This window comes from Pelistega suis (genome assembly GCF_013133795.1).
Taxonomy (GTDB): domain Bacteria; phylum Pseudomonadota; class Gammaproteobacteria; order Burkholderiales; family Burkholderiaceae_B; genus Taylorella; species Taylorella suis.
The window spans coordinates 143657-162586 of record NZ_JABGBN010000002.1; the positions used below are offsets into that span (position 1 = coordinate 143657).

The window sequence follows — 18930 nt, forward strand, 5'->3', positions numbered from 1 at the left end:
AAAAGGAGTTTCAGAATGAACTCAAAGGATTTGATTAAAGAGTTAAAAGAAATAGGGTGTATTTTTATCAGGTATGGTAAAGGAGATCACCAAATATGGATGTCACCTATTACACATAAGAAATTTGCTATACCTCATCCCAAAAAGGAATTGCCGATAGGGACTTTAACTACTATAAAAAAGCAGCAGGTTTAATTAGGAGATAATGATGTTATTTACTGTGGGTATTGAAACACCTAAGAGTACGGATGAAGCATTTGGCATTGTTGTGCCAGTATTATGTTCTGATGAATATAGCTGTTTTAGTGCAGCAGATACAATAGAACAAATTCACTCACAAGCGATTGATGCTATCTATTCTTTATTAGATGAAATGTTAGCAGATGGCATTAATCTTTTAAATTTAAAGGATTTGGGATTTAGTACGTATAGGGAATTAGACGATTTTAAACATTGTGATGCGTGGTTATTGCTAGAAGTAGATATTAGTGGTTTCTTTGGGAAACGGCAAAGAGTAAATGTTGTATTGCCTCAGTATCTTATTGACCGCATTGATCAGCGGGTATTAACTAATCCAGCGTATCAAGATAGAAGTCATTTTTTGACTATTGCGTCCCAGCATGAATTAGCCATTCCCTCTATTTAACCCCCATCATCGTTGGCAACGAGGGCAAAAGAAAGTCCCTCGCTGACCAATAATACTTTTTTGAATGGGTGTGTCACAAACTTGACAAACCTCACCAACATCTTCTCCATAAATACCATTCATTCTGCATAGCGGAATATTTTGTTTTGTCTTGATTGTTTTTATTATTATATTTTTGCATGATGGATAAAAAGCATCAAAAATGAAACAAAATTAGTGTTAATACGAGTTTTATTTAATGTCGAGTTTTAAGAGAATAGTCAACGAAGGAGGTTGTTGTAATGCAGTAATAAATTTAATTGAATTCTGGAGACATCTATGAAAAAAATGGCTTTAATATGTGCGACTATGGCGACACTACCAACAGTTGTTCTAGCGGACTCTTCCGTAACATTATATGGGGTAGTTGATGGAGGTTATGCTTATAGAGATCAGGTTGTTAAGTTTTCGGGTAGTGGAGGGGCTTCTCAGGGAAGGATAGAAACTACTTCGTTGGGGTTCCGGCATGGCTTACGTAATGGCAATCGTTGGGGGTTAAGAGGAAAAGAGGATTTGGGTAATGGCACAAGTGCTATTTTTGCGATTGAAAGTGGTTTTAATTTAGGAACAGGGGAATCATTACAAGGAGGACGTTTATTTGGACGACAGTCTTTTGTTGGGCTTTCAGGGGATAGTTGGGGGAGTTTGACATTAGGTCGACAATACAATATTAGTGATGTATTTGTGCAACTTTTAGACCCATTTGGTCATAATGGATGGCAATCCTCTACACATGCTGCATTTAATTTGTCGCATTCGTACCGTTACGATAATATGCTGAAATATGTTTCGCCTGCCTTATCAGGCTTTCGTTTTGCCATAGGGGGATTTTATCAAGAGAGTAAAACAACACGATATGATGTTAATAATACAGAAACATTAACGCATAATCGAGATAAGGGTTTTATTATGGGGATGGGGTATCGTAAGGATGGTTTTACGATAGGGATGACAATGGATACCGTTAACCAAACCGTAAAAAATACTATAAATGCCGTTAATCGTCATACGAGAACACAGCAATGGAATGTAGGTATGAGCTATGATTTCAAAGTGATTACCCTTTATATGCTTTATGGTCTTCAACGTGATGGAACGTTTTTTGGAATGGGTTTAGCCGATTATTTGGTTAATCCACAAGGTAAGCGTCATTTATCTAGTGCCTTAAACAGCAAAGGATTTCGTCAACATTCTTGGATGGTTGGCTTGTCTGTGCCGGTAAGTGCTGCATCTAATATCGTATTTTCTTATCAAGGGAATGCCATTAAAAATCCTAAAGCGAATCAGTATGAAAATGCAAGAATTCGGACAGATGTTTATAGCTTAGGCTATATTCATAACCTTTCTAAACGGACGAATATGAGTCTTATCGCCTCGTACGGTCTTTCGGCACTTAACATGAATGATGTGCTTAATCAGAAGCGTAGGCTAAAAGCGATGGATGTACAATTAGGTTTACAACATCGTTTTTAACCTTCAAGTCTGTATTCATCATCGCTGGCAGCGAGGGCAAAAGAAAGTCCCTCGCTGACCAATAATACTTTTTTGAATGGGTGTGTCACAAGCCTTACAAGCTTCATCAGCTCGTCCATAAACTTTATATTCTTGTTGGAAATAGCCACTACGTCCTTCACTATCGACAAAGTCTTTGAGTGTGCTGCCTCCTGTTTCGATAGCACGGCGGAGGATTTTTTGAATGGCTTCCACTAATGTTATACATTCTTTTTTCTTTAGCGACTTTGCTGCTCGTGTAGGAAGAATACCCGCCGCAAAAAGACTCTCATTCGCATAAATATTGCCGACCCCGACGACAACCTCATTATCCATTAATGCTGTTTTAATAGGGCGTGATTGTGTTTTGAGCGTTTGATAGAGATAGTTACCATTAAAGTTATCTTCTAAAGGTTCAGGGCCGAGGTGAGTGAGTAGAGGAATAGCATCATGCTTTTCTTCAAACCATAGAATTGCACCAAAACGACGTGGGTCATGGTAACGGAGTACGACACCATTCTTAAAGCGAATATCCACATGGTCATGTTTAAGAGGAGCAGGGATATTGTCACGGAAAATTCGCAAACTCCCTGACATGCCGAGATGGATAATGAGCGTGCCGATTTCAAATTGGATTAATAGATACTTTGCACGGCGATGACATCCAATAATGCGTTGTCCACGGAGGATATCATTTAAATTATCTTGAATACACCAACGCAGCTGAGCTTGTCTAACCACCAAAGCATCAACAAGCTGGTGGGTAATATAAGGTTCAATACCGCGTAAAGTGGTTTCGACTTCGGGGAGTTCGGGCATGAATTGCTACGGCTGAGTATTTATAAAATAGCCTCAGGTGATTCAGGGAGTATTTGACCACCATCAACAACAATCGTTTGACCTGTAATAAAACTCGCTTCTTTAGAGGCAAGGAAACATACGGCATAGCCAATATCTTCTGGCTTGCCGAGTTTTTTTGTAGGAATAGAGCGTGTCATTTGTCCTAGATATTCTTCACCTTGTGCGGCCAGTCCCTCTGTCAGGATATTACCCGGCATCACTGCATTAATGGTGATGCCTTGATTAGCACATTCTAAAGCCGCACTACGCATAAAACCTAGTTGACCTGCTTTACTAGCACCATAATGACTCCAATTCGGATAACCTGTGATTGGGCCCGTAATTGAGGAGGTGATGATAATGCGCCCATACTCGTGAGGTCGCATCGCTTTTAAGGCGGCTTGCACCATGAAGAAAGTGCCTTTTAGATTAATATGATGAACAAAGTCCCAATCTTGTTCGGTCATCTCACTTAGGCTGGCTTGAGGAAAAACTCCTGTATTCGAGCACAAAATATCTAAGCGCCCAAATGTTTGAACAACCTCATCAATAAGACCTTGGCAAGCCGCTTGTGACGTCACATCAACGTATTTAAAGGCGCATCCTAGCTCTTGAGCGGTGAGTTCCCCTTGCTTTTCATCAATATCCGCAATAATAACCGTGGCTCCCGCATTTTTAAGTACCTTGGCAATACCTTTTCCAATACCTTTAGCACCACCCGTAACAATAGCAATTTGTTGATTTAAATTGAACATAAATGACCCTTGAATAGAAGAGTGTAGGATAAATTTGTCTTATCCTTTCACACGTACAATTTTACGTACTTGAGGTAGAAGACGTATAGCACGAATAACCGAGGCGAGATGTTTACGATCTTCAACTTGAACAGTCAGATGCAAGGTGGCAATTTCTGAGAGCTCATTAGGCATATTGAGTTGGACAATATTGGCATCAGCACCTGCAATTTGGGCGGCGATACGACCAATCATTCCTTTGACATTTTCAATGGTGAGAGTGAGGCGTGTGCTGAGATGTTTGTTGTATTCTTTGTCCCAGCCAACAGAAATCCAACGTTCAGGTTCTTTTTTGCGTTGAGCAAGTGCAATAGGACAATCGTCTGTATGTACCACCATACCAAATCCAGGACGTACGAGAGCGATTAAACTATCACCCGGAATAGGGGAGCAGCAACTTGAGAGTGTGACAGATTGCCCTTCATTGCCTTGGATGAGGATTTGGCTTGCATGTGCTGCACTAATTTCATCAATATCCATGGCGCTGGTGGCAATCATTGGGGAATTGATTAAGAAACGACGTGCTACAACAGCAGCAAGACGACGACCTAGACCAATATCAATGAGAATTTCATCAATAGTTTGAGCTCCTGATTCCTTAGCGATTTTGGCCCATAATTCGTCCTCTCGCTCAGGCATAGGGATATTTAAATCTTGTAATGCTTGGCGAAGGAGTTTTTCACCGAATTTAATCGAGTCATTAAGATTAATTGTCTTAAGGTAATGGCGAATTTCTGAGCGAGCCTTACCAGTACGAGCAAAATTAAGCCAACTGAGGTCAGGTTTAGCCTGCTCTGAAGTGATAATTTCAACCGTATCGCCACTCACGAGTGTCGTCTTAAGCGGAGCAGGCTCACCATTAATGCGTGCAGAAACCGCGTGAGTACCAATCTTGGTATGAATAGAGTACGCAAAATCCACGGGCGTCGCACCACGCGGAAGGGAAATAATCTTACCTTTCGGCGTGAGGACATAGACTGCATCAGGGAAAAGATCTACCTTAACATTGTCTAAAAATTCAGAGGAATCGCCTGTTTGGCTTTGAATATCGAGTAAAGACTGCAACCAACGGTGAGTTTGTTTTTGTAAATCGCTAAGCGACATATCCTCACTTTTATAAATCCAATGTGAAGCAACACCTTCTTCGGCGATATGATCCATATGAGTTGTACGAATTTGAAACTCAATAGGTGTACCATAAGGACCGACAAGCGTCGTATGTAAGGATTGGTAGCCATTGACTTTAGGTAAGGCAATATAGTCTTTAAATTTACCAGGAACAGGGCGATAGAGCTGATGCAAAATCCCTAGTACGATATAACATTCAGTAAGCGTATTGACAATGATACGAAAGCCATAGATGTCCAGTACCTCAGAGAAAGATTTGTGCTGCTCTTTCATCTTTTTGTGAATACTGTATAGCGTTTTTTCTCGGCTAGAGAGCGTTCCTTCGATGCCGTAAGCAGGAAGTGCCGCTTGGATGTTTTCGGTGATTTTATGAAAGAGATTACGACTATTGCCTTGGGCGCTGGCTAAGGCTTTTTTCAGGACACGTGAGCGATGAGGATAGTAAGCCTCAAAAGCTAAATCCTCGAATTCGCGTACTAAAGCATTTAAACCTAAACGATTAGCAATCGGGGCATAAATCTCCAGCGTCTCGTTAGAAACACGACGGCCTTTGCTAGGTTCAACCCCACCAAGCGTACGCATATTATGCAAACGGTCAGCTAGCTTAACTAAAATGACACGTACATCTTTAGCTGTCGCTAACAGCATCTTGCGAAAGCTCTCCGCTTGTTGTTCGGCTTTGCTGGCAAATTTAATCCGTTCTAACTTAGTTAAACCATCGACTAAATCCGCTACATCAGGATTAAAACGCTCGGAGATTTCGGATTTAGAAACATCTTGATCCTCAATGACATCATGCAGAAGAGCGGCCATTAACGCATTAGGGTCAAGCTTCCATTGGGCACAGATTTCGGTGACAGCGACAGGGTGGGTGATATAAGGCTCACCGCTAGAGCGCATTTGCCCTGTGTGAGCCTCGTAGGCAAAATAAAAGGCCTCGCGAATCTTGTCAATATCGGCAGAGGAGAGGTATGTGCTTAGTCGCTCAAGCAGAGGTGTAACGAGTGTCTCTGGAGAATAATCAGGTAATTCTTCTTTTAAGCTCATAAGCACTTCCCCCAATGAAAATATTAAGTAGGTACCTTGCGTAACATCTCTAAACCTGTTTTGCCCTCAGCAACTTCGCGTAAAGCAAGAACAGTAGGCTTATCGTTTTGAACCTCTACGCGTGGTTGATGACCTTGCGCTAATTCGCGTGCACGATAAGTGGCAACAAGCGTTAAATCAAAACGATTTGGGATTTTTTCTAAACTATCATCTACAGTGATACGTGCCATGGTGATAAAGACCTATTTGGAAATATATGAAATACCAAGCTCAGCAAAGAGTTTGTGGTTTTTGACCGCTTGACTTGGATAACGTAAACCAGCTGTCGCGACAATCTGCTCTAATTGCGCTAAAGCCGTGTCAAAACAATCGTTTATGATAACATATTCGAACTCATCTGCGTGAGCAATTTCGCTACTTGCCGCTAATAAACGGCGAGAAATGACACTATCAGAATCCTGTCCACGATTACGTAGACGCTTTTCTAACTCATCGACTGAGGGTGGAAGAATAAAAATATCAATAATATCAGGGAATTGCTTGCGTACCTGACGTGCGCCTTGCCAGTCAATTTCCAGTAGGATGTTTTCCCCATTTTTGATTTTTTCTTCGACAAAAGAGCGGGGTGTGCCGTAATAGTTGCCATGCACTTCAGCCCACTCTAAGAGATTGTTTTCATCACGCCATTGAGAAAATTCATCCACAGAAACAAAATGATATTCACGACCATTAATTTCACCGGGACGCGCTGGGCGTGTTGTGCAAGAAATCGATAAATGAATATCGGTGTGTTTTTTAAGGAGTGCATTAACGAGACTCGATTTGCCTGCACCACTAGGAGCAGAAATCATAAAAACATTACCAGGGTATTTCATCATAAACCTTATTGTTGATGGAAATACCCTTAATGATAACAAAAATAAGAGGGTAATCCTATCTACCAACCTACCATTGGATTAGATAGTAATTGAAAAATTTTAAACAGCTTGATTGAGTTGCTTTTTCCCTATGAAATAGCTTACTTCTATTATGGTGTGGTTGCACAGACGCTAAAATTATCAGAGATTGGTACCAGCCCAGTTGCGGCAGATTTAGTACTCGGTGGTGCGGCAAGTATTCAAGATGGAGATAGAGGTGAAAAAAGTTCTTCTGTTTTGGGTGCGAGTGCCAGAGCCTATGGGCAGTAGCCTTACTGCAAGTTACCTTATTTGGTAAATCACTTTTTGCGGTTGATGCGGGTGTAGGTGGCCAATGGTAATACACGACTAAATCATCTCATATGGAGGCAAGTATTTTGGTGCTTGACCTCGTCAATGAGTGGTTTAACTACCGTGAATCAACAAAGCCATAAATGTGATGAGCATTTATGGCTTTGCTACTTAAGCGATGTTTTTTGTATAAAAAAGTTATTTTGTCGGAAAAACTACTCACTTTCTTCTTGCATGAATCGCTGGGCAATCGCCAAACAGCAGTCATAAAATTTATCCATATATGGACGAATCTCGTCTTGGTGTGTCTGCATATCGAACCATTGTTGTAATGCTTTGATGGTAATCAGTAAACCCATTCCCATACCGTATCGTTTAGTAGGATGTAAGGTGATGGAGTCATCTCGACGACGATAGAAATAACAGATAAGATTGGTTTCTAAGACCTTTGCTGTAGGGTCACTTAAGCAGAGTAGTGTAGTAAAGTGTGCATCTTCTGCTAGAATGCCTTCAAAAAACTTAATTTGATGCTTTATTAAGAAATCTCGCTGAATAATCATTTTGCATACACTGGGTTGCCATGCATCAAGCATTTCTCGTTTGAAGTAGTCTGTAGCGGTACTGAGAACAAACTTCTCTGCAGGCAAAACAGGTATCATAGTTTGTGTGCGATAATCCAAGCGGACAATAGGGGCATTCGCCTTTTTTGCTTTGAATAAAATTTCGATAAGCGGTTGGTCGAGTAAATAATCGTCAGAATCGATAAACTGAATATATTCCCCTCGAGCGAGCTGTAATCCTTTATTGCGTGCTGCGGATAAGCCTTCATTTTTACTATGAATCACGGTAATAAAAGGGTAGCGACGTGCATAATCCATCGCAATGTCTAGACTATTATCCGTAGACCCATCATCCACCAGAATAATTTCTTTATCGAGTTTCTGTCGGATTAGGCTATCAATACATTCGGCAAGATAAGGGGCGACATTGTAGATAGGTACAACAAAACTCATTGCAGGATAATGCTGTTGAGGGAGCGTGATATCGTCGAGACCAATATCGCGTTTATGATAGTAAGTTTTTCCTCGTTGGGTACGCAAGATATCTGATTTCATTTTTAAGGCTTGCGTATATTCTTCTTCCGATAATATCCATCGACTAAAAGGCTCATGATTGGCTTGAGCTATACTGTATCCAGCATTCAGCAGATTCTGGTAGTGACGTGTCAAATCAAGGCGTGTGCTGAGAATACAGTATTGAATATAGCGTGACGATAAGTCATTTTGCTTTTGTGCAATCTCAATCAGTGCTGTGAGATAACGTGCGTATGCATTGATGGATTTAACTCGAATTTCCTTAGAGTTAGAAGCAGAGCCAACACGTTGCTGATAGTGATATAACACATAAGGAACTTCCATTAACTTAAGATCAGTTGAGAGTAGTTGGTAGAAGAAGAGGGGGTCTTCACACACAATTAGGTCAGTTCTGAAGTTTAAGTGCAAGGCAGTGATGACGGAGCGACGGATAAAAACACTGCCAATTGCCCACATATTCATCTCACCGACACAATGCTCTAGGTAGGCCTTACTTGATAAAAAGGTGATTTTATCTTCGCGGGTTTGATCTAGTGTGGGTTGCTTAACACGATTGGGTCTATCACGACCACTCACCATATAAAGCCCTTTAATGATATCGACCTGATGTTGATGAGCAATGGTCAATAAAGCGTGTAAGTCCGTATCGTTAATAACGACATCATCACCGTCAATAAATGCCACCCACTCACCGTTAGCATGAGAGAGGGCGAGATTACGTGCGCTACTCACGCCACCATTCTGTTGATGATAGACATGGATAGTATCGTATTGTGTGGCATATTCCTCAATAATCGTTGCGGTGTCATCCGTGGAGCCATCATTCACAATAATGATTTCTTTGGAAATAGGGAGGGCTAATATGCTATCCAGACAGCTACTGATAAAAGGGGCGACATTATAAGCAGGGATTAAAAAAGAAATGATAGGGTGAGACATAAAGCGATTTTGCGTAGATAAAATTAACCTTTATTATAACTTATTGATTTTTTTACAACAAATATACATTTCTTGACAAATTAAGAAGGGGTGTTTTAGAGATTAATGCCCAAAAATAGCTAAACTGGCGACATGTCAAATTTATATTAGTCGCAAAGCGAACTATTTTTTAGGAATAATGGACATGAATAAAATTTTTAAGACAAAAAAGATCGTCATGGTAAGACAGTAGTATGCTCTGAGCTATCACGTAGTAATGGTAAATTAAAGTCATTAGTATTAGCGATGGCAGCGATTGGTGTTGTACCAGCTGCACAAGCAGCTGATGTTGTTTTTGAGTCATCGATTTCTTCTGTGCAAAATGATGTGTTGGAAAAGGCTTATGTGACTGGGGGTACGTATGGTTATGAGCTAAGCAGAGAAGTATTAAATTATTACAATGTTGAGGATATTATTACGATTACCGGTGCAACAGGTGGTGCGGCAGATTTGTCAGTTACTTTTAACTCTACCAATGCAACAACAGTAAATGCGACCAAATCAAACACATTATCATTGTACCGCCCAGGTTATACCGTTACGCTGGATGTTCCTGAGGGTGATGTGAGTGCGTATTATGCCACTTATACAACCGATCCATCAGTATTGGTTATCCAAGATACGGATAATACTTCAAGTGTAACTAGCACGACCACATTCCTAAAAGTTACGCCACAAACAGCAGTTGCTAATGATGACACTAAAGGTATCGGTGCACATACTGAATATCAATTATCGCTAGATTACAACACAACGCAGTTTGCTGTGGTCGATGGTAAATTATCGCTAGCTGCTGGTGTTGGCGGTGCTCCAGATACTTATTTTCACGTCAATAATACGTCTAACGCTGGTGGTGATGCGACAACCAACCTTGGTGCAGCAGATGTGGCGGCAGGTGCAACTGCTAACTACGCTATTGCAGCAGGTGTAAATACCAGGGCACAAAGCCAAAATGCCATCGCTATCGGTAATGGTACAACAGCTGGTTTTGGTGCAGTCCCTGACTATGGTGTAAACGCTATCGCTATCGGTCAAAATGCGACAGCACAAGCGAAAGATACGATTGTAATCGGTACCAATGCTTCTATTGCTACCACACTGCTTCCAACAGGTGAATATGGTATACCAACTCAAGCTATCACCATCGGTGTGGATAGTTCTGCCACCGCAACAAATGCAACAGCCTTGGGTGCGCATGCGGTAGCAGGTATCGATTTCTTGAATGGTAATGGCACAACCACTGTGGGTGCGTATTCAAGTGCTCTATATGATAGCGCCAGTGCCTTTGGTTACCTAGCAAAGGCCGGTGCAAACCAAGCAACAGCATTGGGTGCAGAAGCTGAGGCGGCCTCATTTGCAACAACGGCAGTGGGCTATGACTCTAATGCATCACAAGACTATGCCACAGCGTTCGGTCATGGCGCAGATGCACTAGCTCGCTCAAGTACAGCGATGGGTGCCAATACAACGGTTACTGCTGATGCAACAGCGGGTATCGCAATCGGTATTTCATCAAATGTAAGTGCAACTTATGGTACTGCGCTAGGTGTTCGTGCAAATGTTACTGCAGCTGCAGTAAATGCTACAGCGATTGGTCGCTTAGCGCAAGCTGATCACGCTGAGGCGGTTGCTTTAGGTAGCAACTCTATTACGCGTGCAGCGACTACTGAGACGACAGCAACAGTAGGCGGTATTACCTACAGTGGTTTTGCAGGTAGTGCACCTAAATCAGTGGTATCTTTTGGTAAAGCAGGTGATGAGCGTCAATTAGTGAATGTCGCTGCAGGTAATATTTCTGCGACATCAACTGATGCGATTAATGGCTCGCAATTGTATATGGTTGCCGCTGAAGTTGCTAAGGGATGGTCATTACAAGGTAATGGTACGGAGGCAGATGCCGTAAAACCAGGTGATACGGTTAACTTTATTAACGGTGCGGCTACTGTTGTGACGGTAACACCAAATGCAGCAGGCACGGCAAGTGACGTTAAAGTTGATGTAGCTGTGGATGGTAGCACCATTAAAATTGTTGATGGTAAATTAACAGCAACGGCGACTAAGCCAAGCGTAACAGCCAATGCAGATGGTGACATTAACTTTGTGAATACGAATACTACTAACGTCACGGTAGATCCTACTACTGGTGATATTAAGATTGATGTAGTAACAACACCATTAACAACTGATGCCACAACAGGTAAAGTGAATACCCCAGCGAATCCAAATGCGACAGCTACAGCCGGTGATATTGCTAATGCGATTAACGGTTCTGGCTTTACCGTAACGGCTCAAGGTGCAAATGGTTCATTAGTCAATCCTGGTGAAACAGTTGATATGAAGAATACTGATGGTAATATCGTGATTTCTAAGTCAGCTGATAGTAATGACGTGGTTTACAATTTAGCGAATGATGTTAAAGTAGGTAACTCTGTGAGCACACCAAAAGTTAATGCAGATGCGGTGACTATTGGTAATGTGACTAATCCAAGTGCACCAAGCACAACTTTAACAACAGTAGCAGGTGGTAATTATAACTCTGCAGGTCAGTTGGTTGATGGTACAGCGACACCGGCATTAAGCGTTGGTGGTAACCAAATTACGAATGTTGCTAACGGTGCGATTACACCAACAAGCACAGATGCGGTGAATGGTAGCCAGTTATATGCTTTAGGTAGCAATATCAATAATAAGATTGATCAAGTGGCTGGTCGTGTAGAGCAAATTGGTAAGCAAGCAGACCGTGGTGCGGCAATTGCAGGTGCGATGGGTATGCTTCCACAACCACATTTACCAGGTAAATCACTTGTGGCAGTAGCGACAACGCGTTATCGTGGTCAACAAGCGGCAGCGATTGGTTACTCTCGTCTGTCTGATAATGGTAAACACATTATCAAAGTGAGCGGTTCGACAGGTGTCAACAGTGGCGCAGGTGGTCGTTCTACTATGGTAGGTGCAGCTTACGGTTATCAATGGTAATTGTCATATCGCCATATAAGTAAAGCGTAAAGCTAGGGTGTTCATCAGAATACCCTAGTTTTTTCTTTTTTTAGGAAAATAATTTATAAAACAAAGCCTTATAATTTTGCTAAGTAGGATAAATGAATCTTATTAATATAGTAGTATAAGTACTAGTATAATTAATAGGCTTGTTAAATTTTTAATGTTCGACATAATAGTATTCATAGAATTTTATTTGCCTTAGTTGACGATGGAGAATGAGATGGCAAAAACGCTTTATGACAAACTTTGGGATGCTCATGTGGTGAGCCAAGAGGAAGACGGTACCTGTTTAATCTATATCGACCGCCAGTTATTGCATGAGGTAACTAGTCCTCAGGCGTTTGAAGGCTTAGCGATGGCGAATCGTCAGCCATGGCGTTTGAGTGCTAACTTAGCCGTAGCCGATCATAATGTCCCGACGACCGACCGTGCTAAGGGGATTGCAGATCCTATCTCTAAGCTTCAAGTGGATACCTTGGATAAAAACTGTGCGACTTATGGCATTACCGAATTCCGTATGGATGATGTTCGTCAAGGGATTGTACATGTGGTGGGGCCTGAACAAGGGGCGACTCTACCGGGCATGACGGTAGTATGCGGTGACTCTCATACGAGTACGCATGGGGCTATTGGTGCCTTGGCTTTTGGTATCGGTACTTCAGAGGTGGAGCATGTCTTAGCCACACAGACCTTATTGATGAAAAAGAATAAAAATATGCTCATTAAGGTCGATGGTGCTTTACCAGTTGGTTGTACGGCAAAAGATGTCGTATTGCACATTATCGGTGTCATCGGTACAGCAGGGGGTACGGGTTATGCGATTGAGTTTGCCGGTAGCACTATCCGTGAATTATCGATGGAAGGTCGCTTGACAATCTGTAATATGGCGATTGAGGCAGGTGCGCGTTCTGGGTTGGTCGCGGTAGATGAGAAAACTATCGAGTATTTTAAAGGTCGTCCTTATGCCCCTAAGGGTGAAAAATGGACACAAGCGGTAGAGTACTGGAATACTTTGCACTCTGATGAGGGCGCGCTGTTTGATACGGTAGTTGAAATCAATGCCGCGGATATTAAACCTCAAGTGACGTGGGGGACTTCACCAGAGATGGTGTTAAGTATTGAGGATTCGGTGCCTAATCCTGCTCATGAGAGTGATGTGGTGAAGCGTAGCGGTATGGAGCGTGCGTTGGAGTATATGGGCTTAGCAGCGGATACATCGATTAAGGATATTCAAATTGACCGTGTCTTTATTGGTTCTTGTACCAACTCTCGTATCGAGGATTTGCGTTCGGCAGCCTCAGTGATTAAAGGTCGTAAAGTGGCGGCTAATGTTAAACAAGCGATGGTTGTACCGGGTTCAGGTTTGGTGAAATTGCAAGCCGAAGAAGAGGGATTAGATAAGGTTTTCTTAGAGGCTGGTTTTGAATGGCGTGAACCAGGGTGTTCGATGTGTTTAGCGATGAATGCCGATCGTCTAGAGCCGGGAGAGCGCTGTGCATCGACGTCAAATCGTAACTTTGAAGGTCGCCAAGGTCAGGGTGGGCGTACGCATTTAGTCAGTCCTGCGATGGCAGCGGCAGCTGCGATTGCGGGTCATTTTGTGGATGTGAGAAATTTCTAAGGTTAAGGGAGCAAAGATATGCAAGCATTTACAGTACATAAGGGTTTGGTTGCCCCATTAGACCGTGAGAATGTGGATACGGACTTAATCATTCCTAAGCAGTTTTTAAAGTCGATTAAACGGACAGGGTTTGGTCCCAATCTTTTTGATGAATTGCGTTATTTAGACCATGGTGAACCGGGTATGGATAATAGCAAACGTCCTTTAAATCCTGATTTTGTGCTGAATAAGCCTCGTTATCAAGGGGCATCAGTACTCTTAGCACGCAAGAATTTTGGGTGTGGATCGAGTCGTGAGCATGCGCCTTGGGCATTAGATCAATATGGTTTTAAGGTGATTATTGCGCCATCGTTTGCCGATATTTTCTTTAATAATAGTTTTAAGAATGGTTTATTGCCTATTCGTCTATCCGAAGAAACGGTTTCTGAGCTATTTGAGGAAGTGAATGCGACAGAAGGCTATGCTTTAACCATTGATTTAGAAAAACAAGTTATTATTACACCTACGGGTCGTGAAATCTCTTTTGAGGTAGAGCCTTTCCGTCGTTATTGTTTATTAAATGGTTTTGATGATATTGGTTTGACTTTACGTCAGGCTGATAAGATTAAGGCGTTTGAAGAAGCGCGTTTAGCAAAAATGCCTTGGTTGGTCGCTTAAAGGATTATTATGTCAAATCTCGTTGCAGTATTACCTGGTGATGGTATCGGTGAGGAAATCGTTGAGCAAGCAGTGCGCGTTTTAGCGGCACTTAAGTTGGATTTACAATTAGAAAAAGCAGATGTGGGTGGTCGTGCTTATGATCAATTTGGTCACCCGTTACCTGAAAGTACGTTAAATTTGGCGAAAAAAGCACAAGCGGTATTGTTTGGCGCAGTAGGGGATTGGAAATACGATACCTTGCCACGTGAGTTCCGTCCAGAACAGGCGATTTTGGGCTTACGTAAGAACTTAGGTCTTTTTGCCAATTTACGTCCAGCGGTGTTATATCCGCAATTGGCCAATGCGTCTACGCTGAAACCAGAAGTCGTATCGGGTCTTAATTTACTGATTGTGCGTGAATTGACGGGCGATATTTATTTTGGTACACCACGTGGTGTACGTACTGCAGAAGACGGTGCTTTCAAAGGGGAGCGCGAGGGTTTTGATACGATGCGCTATGCCGAGACCGAGGTGCGTCGTATTGCCCATATTGCTTTCCAAGCAGCACAAAAGCGTCAGAAAAAGCTTTGCTCAGTGGATAAGGCCAATGTACTCGAAACCTCTCAATTTTGGCGTGACATCATGATTGATGTGAGCAAGGAATATCCTGATGTTGCCTTAAGCCATATGTATATCGATAATGCGGCAATGCAGTTAGTGCGTGCCCCTAAAGAACTTGATGTGGTGGTGACAGGTAACTTATTCGGCGATATTTTATCCGATGAAGCGGCGATGTTGACGGGTTCGATTGGTATGTTGCCATCCGCTTCTCTCAATGCAAGTAATCAAGGGCTTTATGAGCCTAGTCATGGCTCTGCCCCTGATATTGCGGGTAAGAATATCGCTAACCCATTAGCAACGATTTTATCCGCAGCGATGATGTTGCGTTACTCATTTAATCATGAAGCCGCTGCTCAGAATATTGAACAGGCTGTGGCTAAAGTACTCGAGCAAGGGTTGCGTACGGCTGATATTTATGAAGAGGGTACGACTAAGGTGGGTACGGTTGAAATGGGTGATGCCGTGATTGCTGCATTGACGTCTTCATAGCAGATTTAGGTAATAATAAGTGCCTCTTATGTTTCAAAGAGGCTTTTTGGTTTTTTTATTTTTTAAGTGGTATATAAAATGACACAGTCAGTAGGTATTGTTGGTTGGCGTGGTATGGTCGGCTCGGTTCTGATGCAACGTATGCGTGATGAAGGCGACTTTAAACTGATTAACCCAGTATTTTTCTCGACCAGCAATGCGGGTGGTGCTGCACCGAGCTGGGCAGAGGGTGCAGGTCCATTGCAAGATGCGTTTGATATTGAGGCGTTGAAAAAACTGCCCATCATCTTGACGGCACAAGGCGGTGATTACACCTCAGAGGTTTATCCTAAGCTACGTGCAGCGGGTTGGAATGGTATCTGGATTGATGCCGCATCAACACTCCGTATGAAAGACGATGCAGTGATTGTGTTAGACCCAGTGAACCGTCATGTGATTGACGCGGCAATGGCGAAAGGGGTTAAGGACTATATCGGCGGTAACTGTACGGTCAGTTGTATGTTGATGGGTCTAGCGGGTCTATTCCGTGAAGATGCGGTAGAGTGGATGACTTCAATGACGTATCAAGCCGCTTCTGGTGGCGGTGCTAAGCATATGCGTGAGTTATTAACGCAGTTTGGTATTTTAAATGGTGAGGTCGGTGATTTATTAGCAGATCCTGCTTCAGCTATCCTTGAGATTGACCGCAAAGTCTTAGCTAAACAGCATGATGCGAATTTGCCTCGCGATAATTTTGGTGTGCCTTTAGCGGGTAACTTAATCCCTTGGATTGACAAAGACCTAAGTAATGGTCAATCACGCGAAGAGTGGAAAGCACAAGCGGAAACGAATAAGATTCTGGGACGTGGTGAAGGCTTTGATTTACCTATCGTGCCGATTGATGGTCTTTGTGTGCGTATTGGTGCCATGCGTTCGCATAGTCAGGCACTTACAATCAAACTAAAACGTGATATTCCATTAGATGAAGTGGAAGATATGATTAAGTCAAGTACAGACTGGGCACGTTTTGTACCCAATACGCGTGAGAACTCGATGAATGAACTCACACCTGTCGCGATTTCTGGTACGTTGAATATTCCAGTCGGTCGTGTACGTAAGCTCAATATGGGTGGTGACTTTATCAGTGCGTTCACGGTAGGTGACCAACTTCTATGGGGCGCTGCAGAGCCATTACGCCGTATGTTACGTATTGCGATTGGTGAGCTATAAGCTGTGACAACATCACCTAAACGAATGGCATTAGGCATCGCCTATGATGGGCGATGCTTTAATGGTTGGCAGACGCAGCCCAATGGTAATACGGTTCAGGATTACTTAGAGGCTGCGTTGAGTCAATTTACGGCTGAGCCTATTAGTACGATTTGTGCGGGGCGCACAGATACAGGAGTCCATGGTTTAGCACAGGTGGTGCATTTTGATACGCAAGCAGAGCGCAAGTTAATTTCTTGGGTAAGAGGGGTCAATGCCTTATTACCTGAGAGTATCCGTGTGCGTTGGGCACAAGAGGTTTCGGCTGATTTTCATGCGCGTTTTAGTGCGACAGCACGCACTTATGTGTATATCATTCGTAATGAGCCTAATCTTGCACCTAGCTGGGTAGGGCGTGCTGGCTGGGATTTTCATCCGCTGGATTTATCGGCAATGCAAGAGGCTGCCCAATATCTTATTGGCACACATGATTTTAGTGCTTTTCGCTCATCGATTTGCCAAGCGGCTAGTCCTATTCGTACGATGGAGCAACTCTCTATTGAACAAGAGGGTGTTTTCTTGATTTTTACCTTAAAAGCCAATGCTTTTTTGCATCATATGGTGCGTAATTTAGTGGGTGCGTTAGTGTATGTCGGCAAGGGACGCTTTGAGCCGAATTGGATAAAAACACTCTTAGAACAACGTGATAGACGCTTTGCTGCACCGACATTTATGGCAGATGGTTTGTATCTGGTCGATGTGGATTATCCAGCTGAAATTGGTCTGACCAGTCAGGCTAAATTTGTGGCATCCAATGCCTTCCAAAGTCTATTACAAGCCTTATAAGTGTAATAGTTTGTAAAGGTGTGACCAATTTTATACATTTTGTATAAGACCTAGGGTTTATCATAGTATTTTAACGAAATTGCCTTGTGTAATATCCTGAAAAAGTTCCATTTTTATCTCAGGAGATTTCCTCATGCAACGTCGTTCATTTCTTAAAAAAGCCTCTTTAGGTATCGCAGCAACAGGGGGTGCAACACTGGCTGCACCTGTGTTTGCACAAGATGCGCCAACACTTAACTGGCGTTTAGCGTCTAGTTTCCCAACGAGTGCCGATGCCATTTTTAACGGTGGTGTGCATTTCGCTAAATACTTATCAGAAGCAACTGGTGGTAAGTTTAATGTCCGCGTACATCATGCGGGTGAGATTGTACCCGCATTGCAAGTCTTTGATGCTGTACAAAATGGTACGGTAGAGTGTGGTCATACCGCTGCTTACTACTACTATGGCAAGAGCCCAGTATTTTCATTTGATGCGACCGTACCTTTTGGTATGAATACGCGTCAGTTAGTGGCATGGATGCACGCAGGTAATGGTCTTAAATTAATGCGAGAGGTCTATGATAAGTACAATATCGTTAACTTCCCATGTGGTTACACTGGCGCACAGATGGCAGGTTGGTTCCGCAAAGAAATTAATACGGTCGAAGACTTGCAGGGTCTAAAATTCCGTTGTAGTGCATTCGCCGGAGCGGTATTATCGCGTCTTGGTGTGATTCCTCAACAAGTCGCCGGTGGTGATATTTATCCTTCTCTTGAAAAAGGCACCATTGATGCGGCGGAGTGGATTGGTCCATACGATGACGAAAAAATGGGCTTCCACAAAGTGGCACCTAATTACTACTACCCTGGTTGGTATGAGGGTGGTCTTCAAGTGTCTTTATATATCAATAAAGACAAATATAATGAATTACCAGAGAGCTATAAAGCTGCGATTTTACAAGCGTCTAATATGGCTTCAACAACCATGATTAGTACCTACGACCAGAAGAACCCTCAAGCTTTACGTCGTCTCATGTCTGAGGGGGCTAAACTCAAACGTTTCTCTAAAGAGGTTTTAGATGCCTGCTATGCAGAGACTCAAAAACTCTATGCCGAGCTTTCAGAAAAAGACCCAGTCTTTAAGAAAGTATATGATGATTATGCGGCATTCTTAGAAGAGGTAACACCATGGTTTGGTGTGACAGAGTTTAACTTTGATTCGTTTATGATTAATGCTATTCGTCAGAAACGTAATGGTTAATCCGTTATAATGTCCGAACCT

General features: G+C 42.6%; 18 protein-coding genes. 11 read left to right on the plus strand and 7 right to left on the minus strand.

Going from position 1 to position 18930, the window contains the following annotated elements; all coding sequences use genetic code 11:
• Window positions 1-15 precede the first annotated feature (15 nt).
• Both HKX39_RS03965 and HKX39_RS03970 read left to right on the plus strand, forming a co-directional pair.
• A complete protein-coding gene (locus tag HKX39_RS03965) occupies window positions 16-195 on the plus strand; it encodes a type II toxin-antitoxin system HicA family toxin (RefSeq protein ID WP_171680020.1) in 180 nt (59 codons plus the stop codon).
• 10 nt (window positions 196-205) lie between these two features.
• Complete coding sequence (locus tag HKX39_RS03970) at window positions 206-646, plus strand: type II toxin-antitoxin system HicB family antitoxin (RefSeq protein ID WP_216605041.1); 441 nt, start codon at window positions 206-208, stop codon at window positions 644-646.
• Between the two features lie 6 nt (window positions 647-652).
• Here HKX39_RS03970 and HKX39_RS10805 read toward each other — a convergent pair whose 3' ends face one another.
• Complete coding sequence (locus HKX39_RS10805; protein ID WP_171680021.1) at window positions 653-769, minus strand: zinc finger domain-containing protein; 117 nt, start codon at window positions 767-769, stop codon at window positions 653-655.
• Between the two features lie 195 nt (window positions 770-964).
• On the opposite strand from HKX39_RS10805, the gene HKX39_RS03980 reads away from it, so the two are divergent.
• A complete protein-coding gene (locus HKX39_RS03980; protein ID WP_171680022.1) occupies window positions 965-2158 on the plus strand; it encodes a porin in 1194 nt (397 codons plus the stop codon).
• A gap of 18 nt (window positions 2159-2176) precedes the next feature.
• On the opposite strand, the gene mutM is transcribed toward HKX39_RS03980, so the two are convergent.
• From mutM to gmk, 5 genes are read right to left on the minus strand one after another with little or no spacing between them, the layout of a single operon-like run.
• The gene (mutM, locus tag HKX39_RS03985) at window positions 2177-2995 is read right to left on the minus strand and encodes a bifunctional DNA-formamidopyrimidine glycosylase/DNA-(apurinic or apyrimidinic site) lyase (protein ID WP_171680023.1); all 819 of its coding nucleotides are present in this window, start codon (window positions 2993-2995) and stop codon (window positions 2177-2179) included.
• Between the two features lie 20 nt (window positions 2996-3015).
• Window positions 3016-3771 (minus strand): 3-oxoacyl-ACP reductase FabG, encoded by a 756-nt coding sequence (fabG, locus tag HKX39_RS03990; protein WP_171680024.1) that lies wholly within the window; start codon window positions 3769-3771, stop codon window positions 3016-3018.
• 39 nt (window positions 3772-3810) lie between these two features.
• Complete coding sequence (locus HKX39_RS03995; protein WP_171680025.1) at window positions 3811-5985, minus strand: RelA/SpoT family protein; 2175 nt, start codon at window positions 5983-5985, stop codon at window positions 3811-3813.
• Between the two features lie 23 nt (window positions 5986-6008).
• Complete coding sequence (gene rpoZ, locus HKX39_RS04000; RefSeq protein WP_171680026.1) at window positions 6009-6215, minus strand: DNA-directed RNA polymerase subunit omega; 207 nt, start codon at window positions 6213-6215, stop codon at window positions 6009-6011.
• A gap of 12 nt (window positions 6216-6227) precedes the next feature.
• Window positions 6228-6860 (minus strand): guanylate kinase, encoded by a 633-nt coding sequence (gmk, locus tag HKX39_RS04005; RefSeq protein WP_171680275.1) that lies wholly within the window; start codon window positions 6858-6860, stop codon window positions 6228-6230.
• Window positions 6861-6971: 111 nt separating this feature from the next.
• On the opposite strand from gmk, the gene HKX39_RS04010 reads away from it, so the two are divergent.
• Complete coding sequence (locus tag HKX39_RS04010; protein WP_171680027.1) at window positions 6972-7172, plus strand: hypothetical protein; 201 nt, start codon at window positions 6972-6974, stop codon at window positions 7170-7172.
• Between the two features lie 236 nt (window positions 7173-7408).
• On the opposite strand, the gene HKX39_RS04015 is transcribed toward HKX39_RS04010, so the two are convergent.
• Entirely contained in the window at window positions 7409-9226 is a 1818-nt protein-coding gene (locus tag HKX39_RS04015; RefSeq protein ID WP_171680028.1) for a glycosyltransferase family 2 protein, read from the minus strand.
• Window positions 9227-9511: 285 nt separating this feature from the next.
• On the opposite strand from HKX39_RS04015, the gene HKX39_RS04020 reads away from it, so the two are divergent.
• The 7 genes from HKX39_RS04020 to HKX39_RS04050 all read left to right on the plus strand — a co-directional run bounded on the left by HKX39_RS04020 (window position 9512) and on the right by HKX39_RS04050 (window position 18909).
• On the plus strand, window positions 9512-12241 hold the full coding sequence (locus HKX39_RS04020) for a YadA family autotransporter adhesin (RefSeq protein WP_171680029.1): 2730 nt from the start codon (window positions 9512-9514) through the stop codon (window positions 12239-12241).
• A gap of 244 nt (window positions 12242-12485) precedes the next feature.
• On the plus strand, window positions 12486-13886 hold the full coding sequence (leuC, locus tag HKX39_RS04025; RefSeq protein ID WP_171680030.1) for a 3-isopropylmalate dehydratase large subunit: 1401 nt from the start codon (window positions 12486-12488) through the stop codon (window positions 13884-13886).
• A gap of 18 nt (window positions 13887-13904) precedes the next feature.
• On the plus strand, window positions 13905-14543 hold the full coding sequence (leuD, locus tag HKX39_RS04030) for a 3-isopropylmalate dehydratase small subunit (protein WP_171680031.1): 639 nt from the start codon (window positions 13905-13907) through the stop codon (window positions 14541-14543).
• Window positions 14544-14552: 9 nt separating this feature from the next.
• Window positions 14553-15635: a 3-isopropylmalate dehydrogenase gene (gene leuB, locus HKX39_RS04035; RefSeq protein ID WP_171680032.1), complete on the plus strand. Its 1083-nt coding sequence runs from the start codon at window positions 14553-14555 to the stop codon at window positions 15633-15635.
• Window positions 15636-15713: 78 nt separating this feature from the next.
• Window positions 15714-16844, plus strand: coding sequence for an aspartate-semialdehyde dehydrogenase (asd, locus tag HKX39_RS04040; protein ID WP_171680033.1), 1131 nt, complete (start codon window positions 15714-15716; stop codon window positions 16842-16844).
• 24 nt (window positions 16845-16868) lie between these two features.
• Window positions 16869-17669: a tRNA pseudouridine(38-40) synthase TruA gene (gene truA / locus HKX39_RS04045; protein WP_171680276.1), complete on the plus strand. Its 801-nt coding sequence runs from the start codon at window positions 16869-16871 to the stop codon at window positions 17667-17669.
• A gap of 133 nt (window positions 17670-17802) precedes the next feature.
• Window positions 17803-18909 (plus strand): TRAP transporter substrate-binding protein, encoded by a 1107-nt coding sequence (locus HKX39_RS04050; RefSeq protein ID WP_171680034.1) that lies wholly within the window; start codon window positions 17803-17805, stop codon window positions 18907-18909.
• The last annotated feature ends 21 nt before the right edge of the window (window positions 18910-18930 follow it).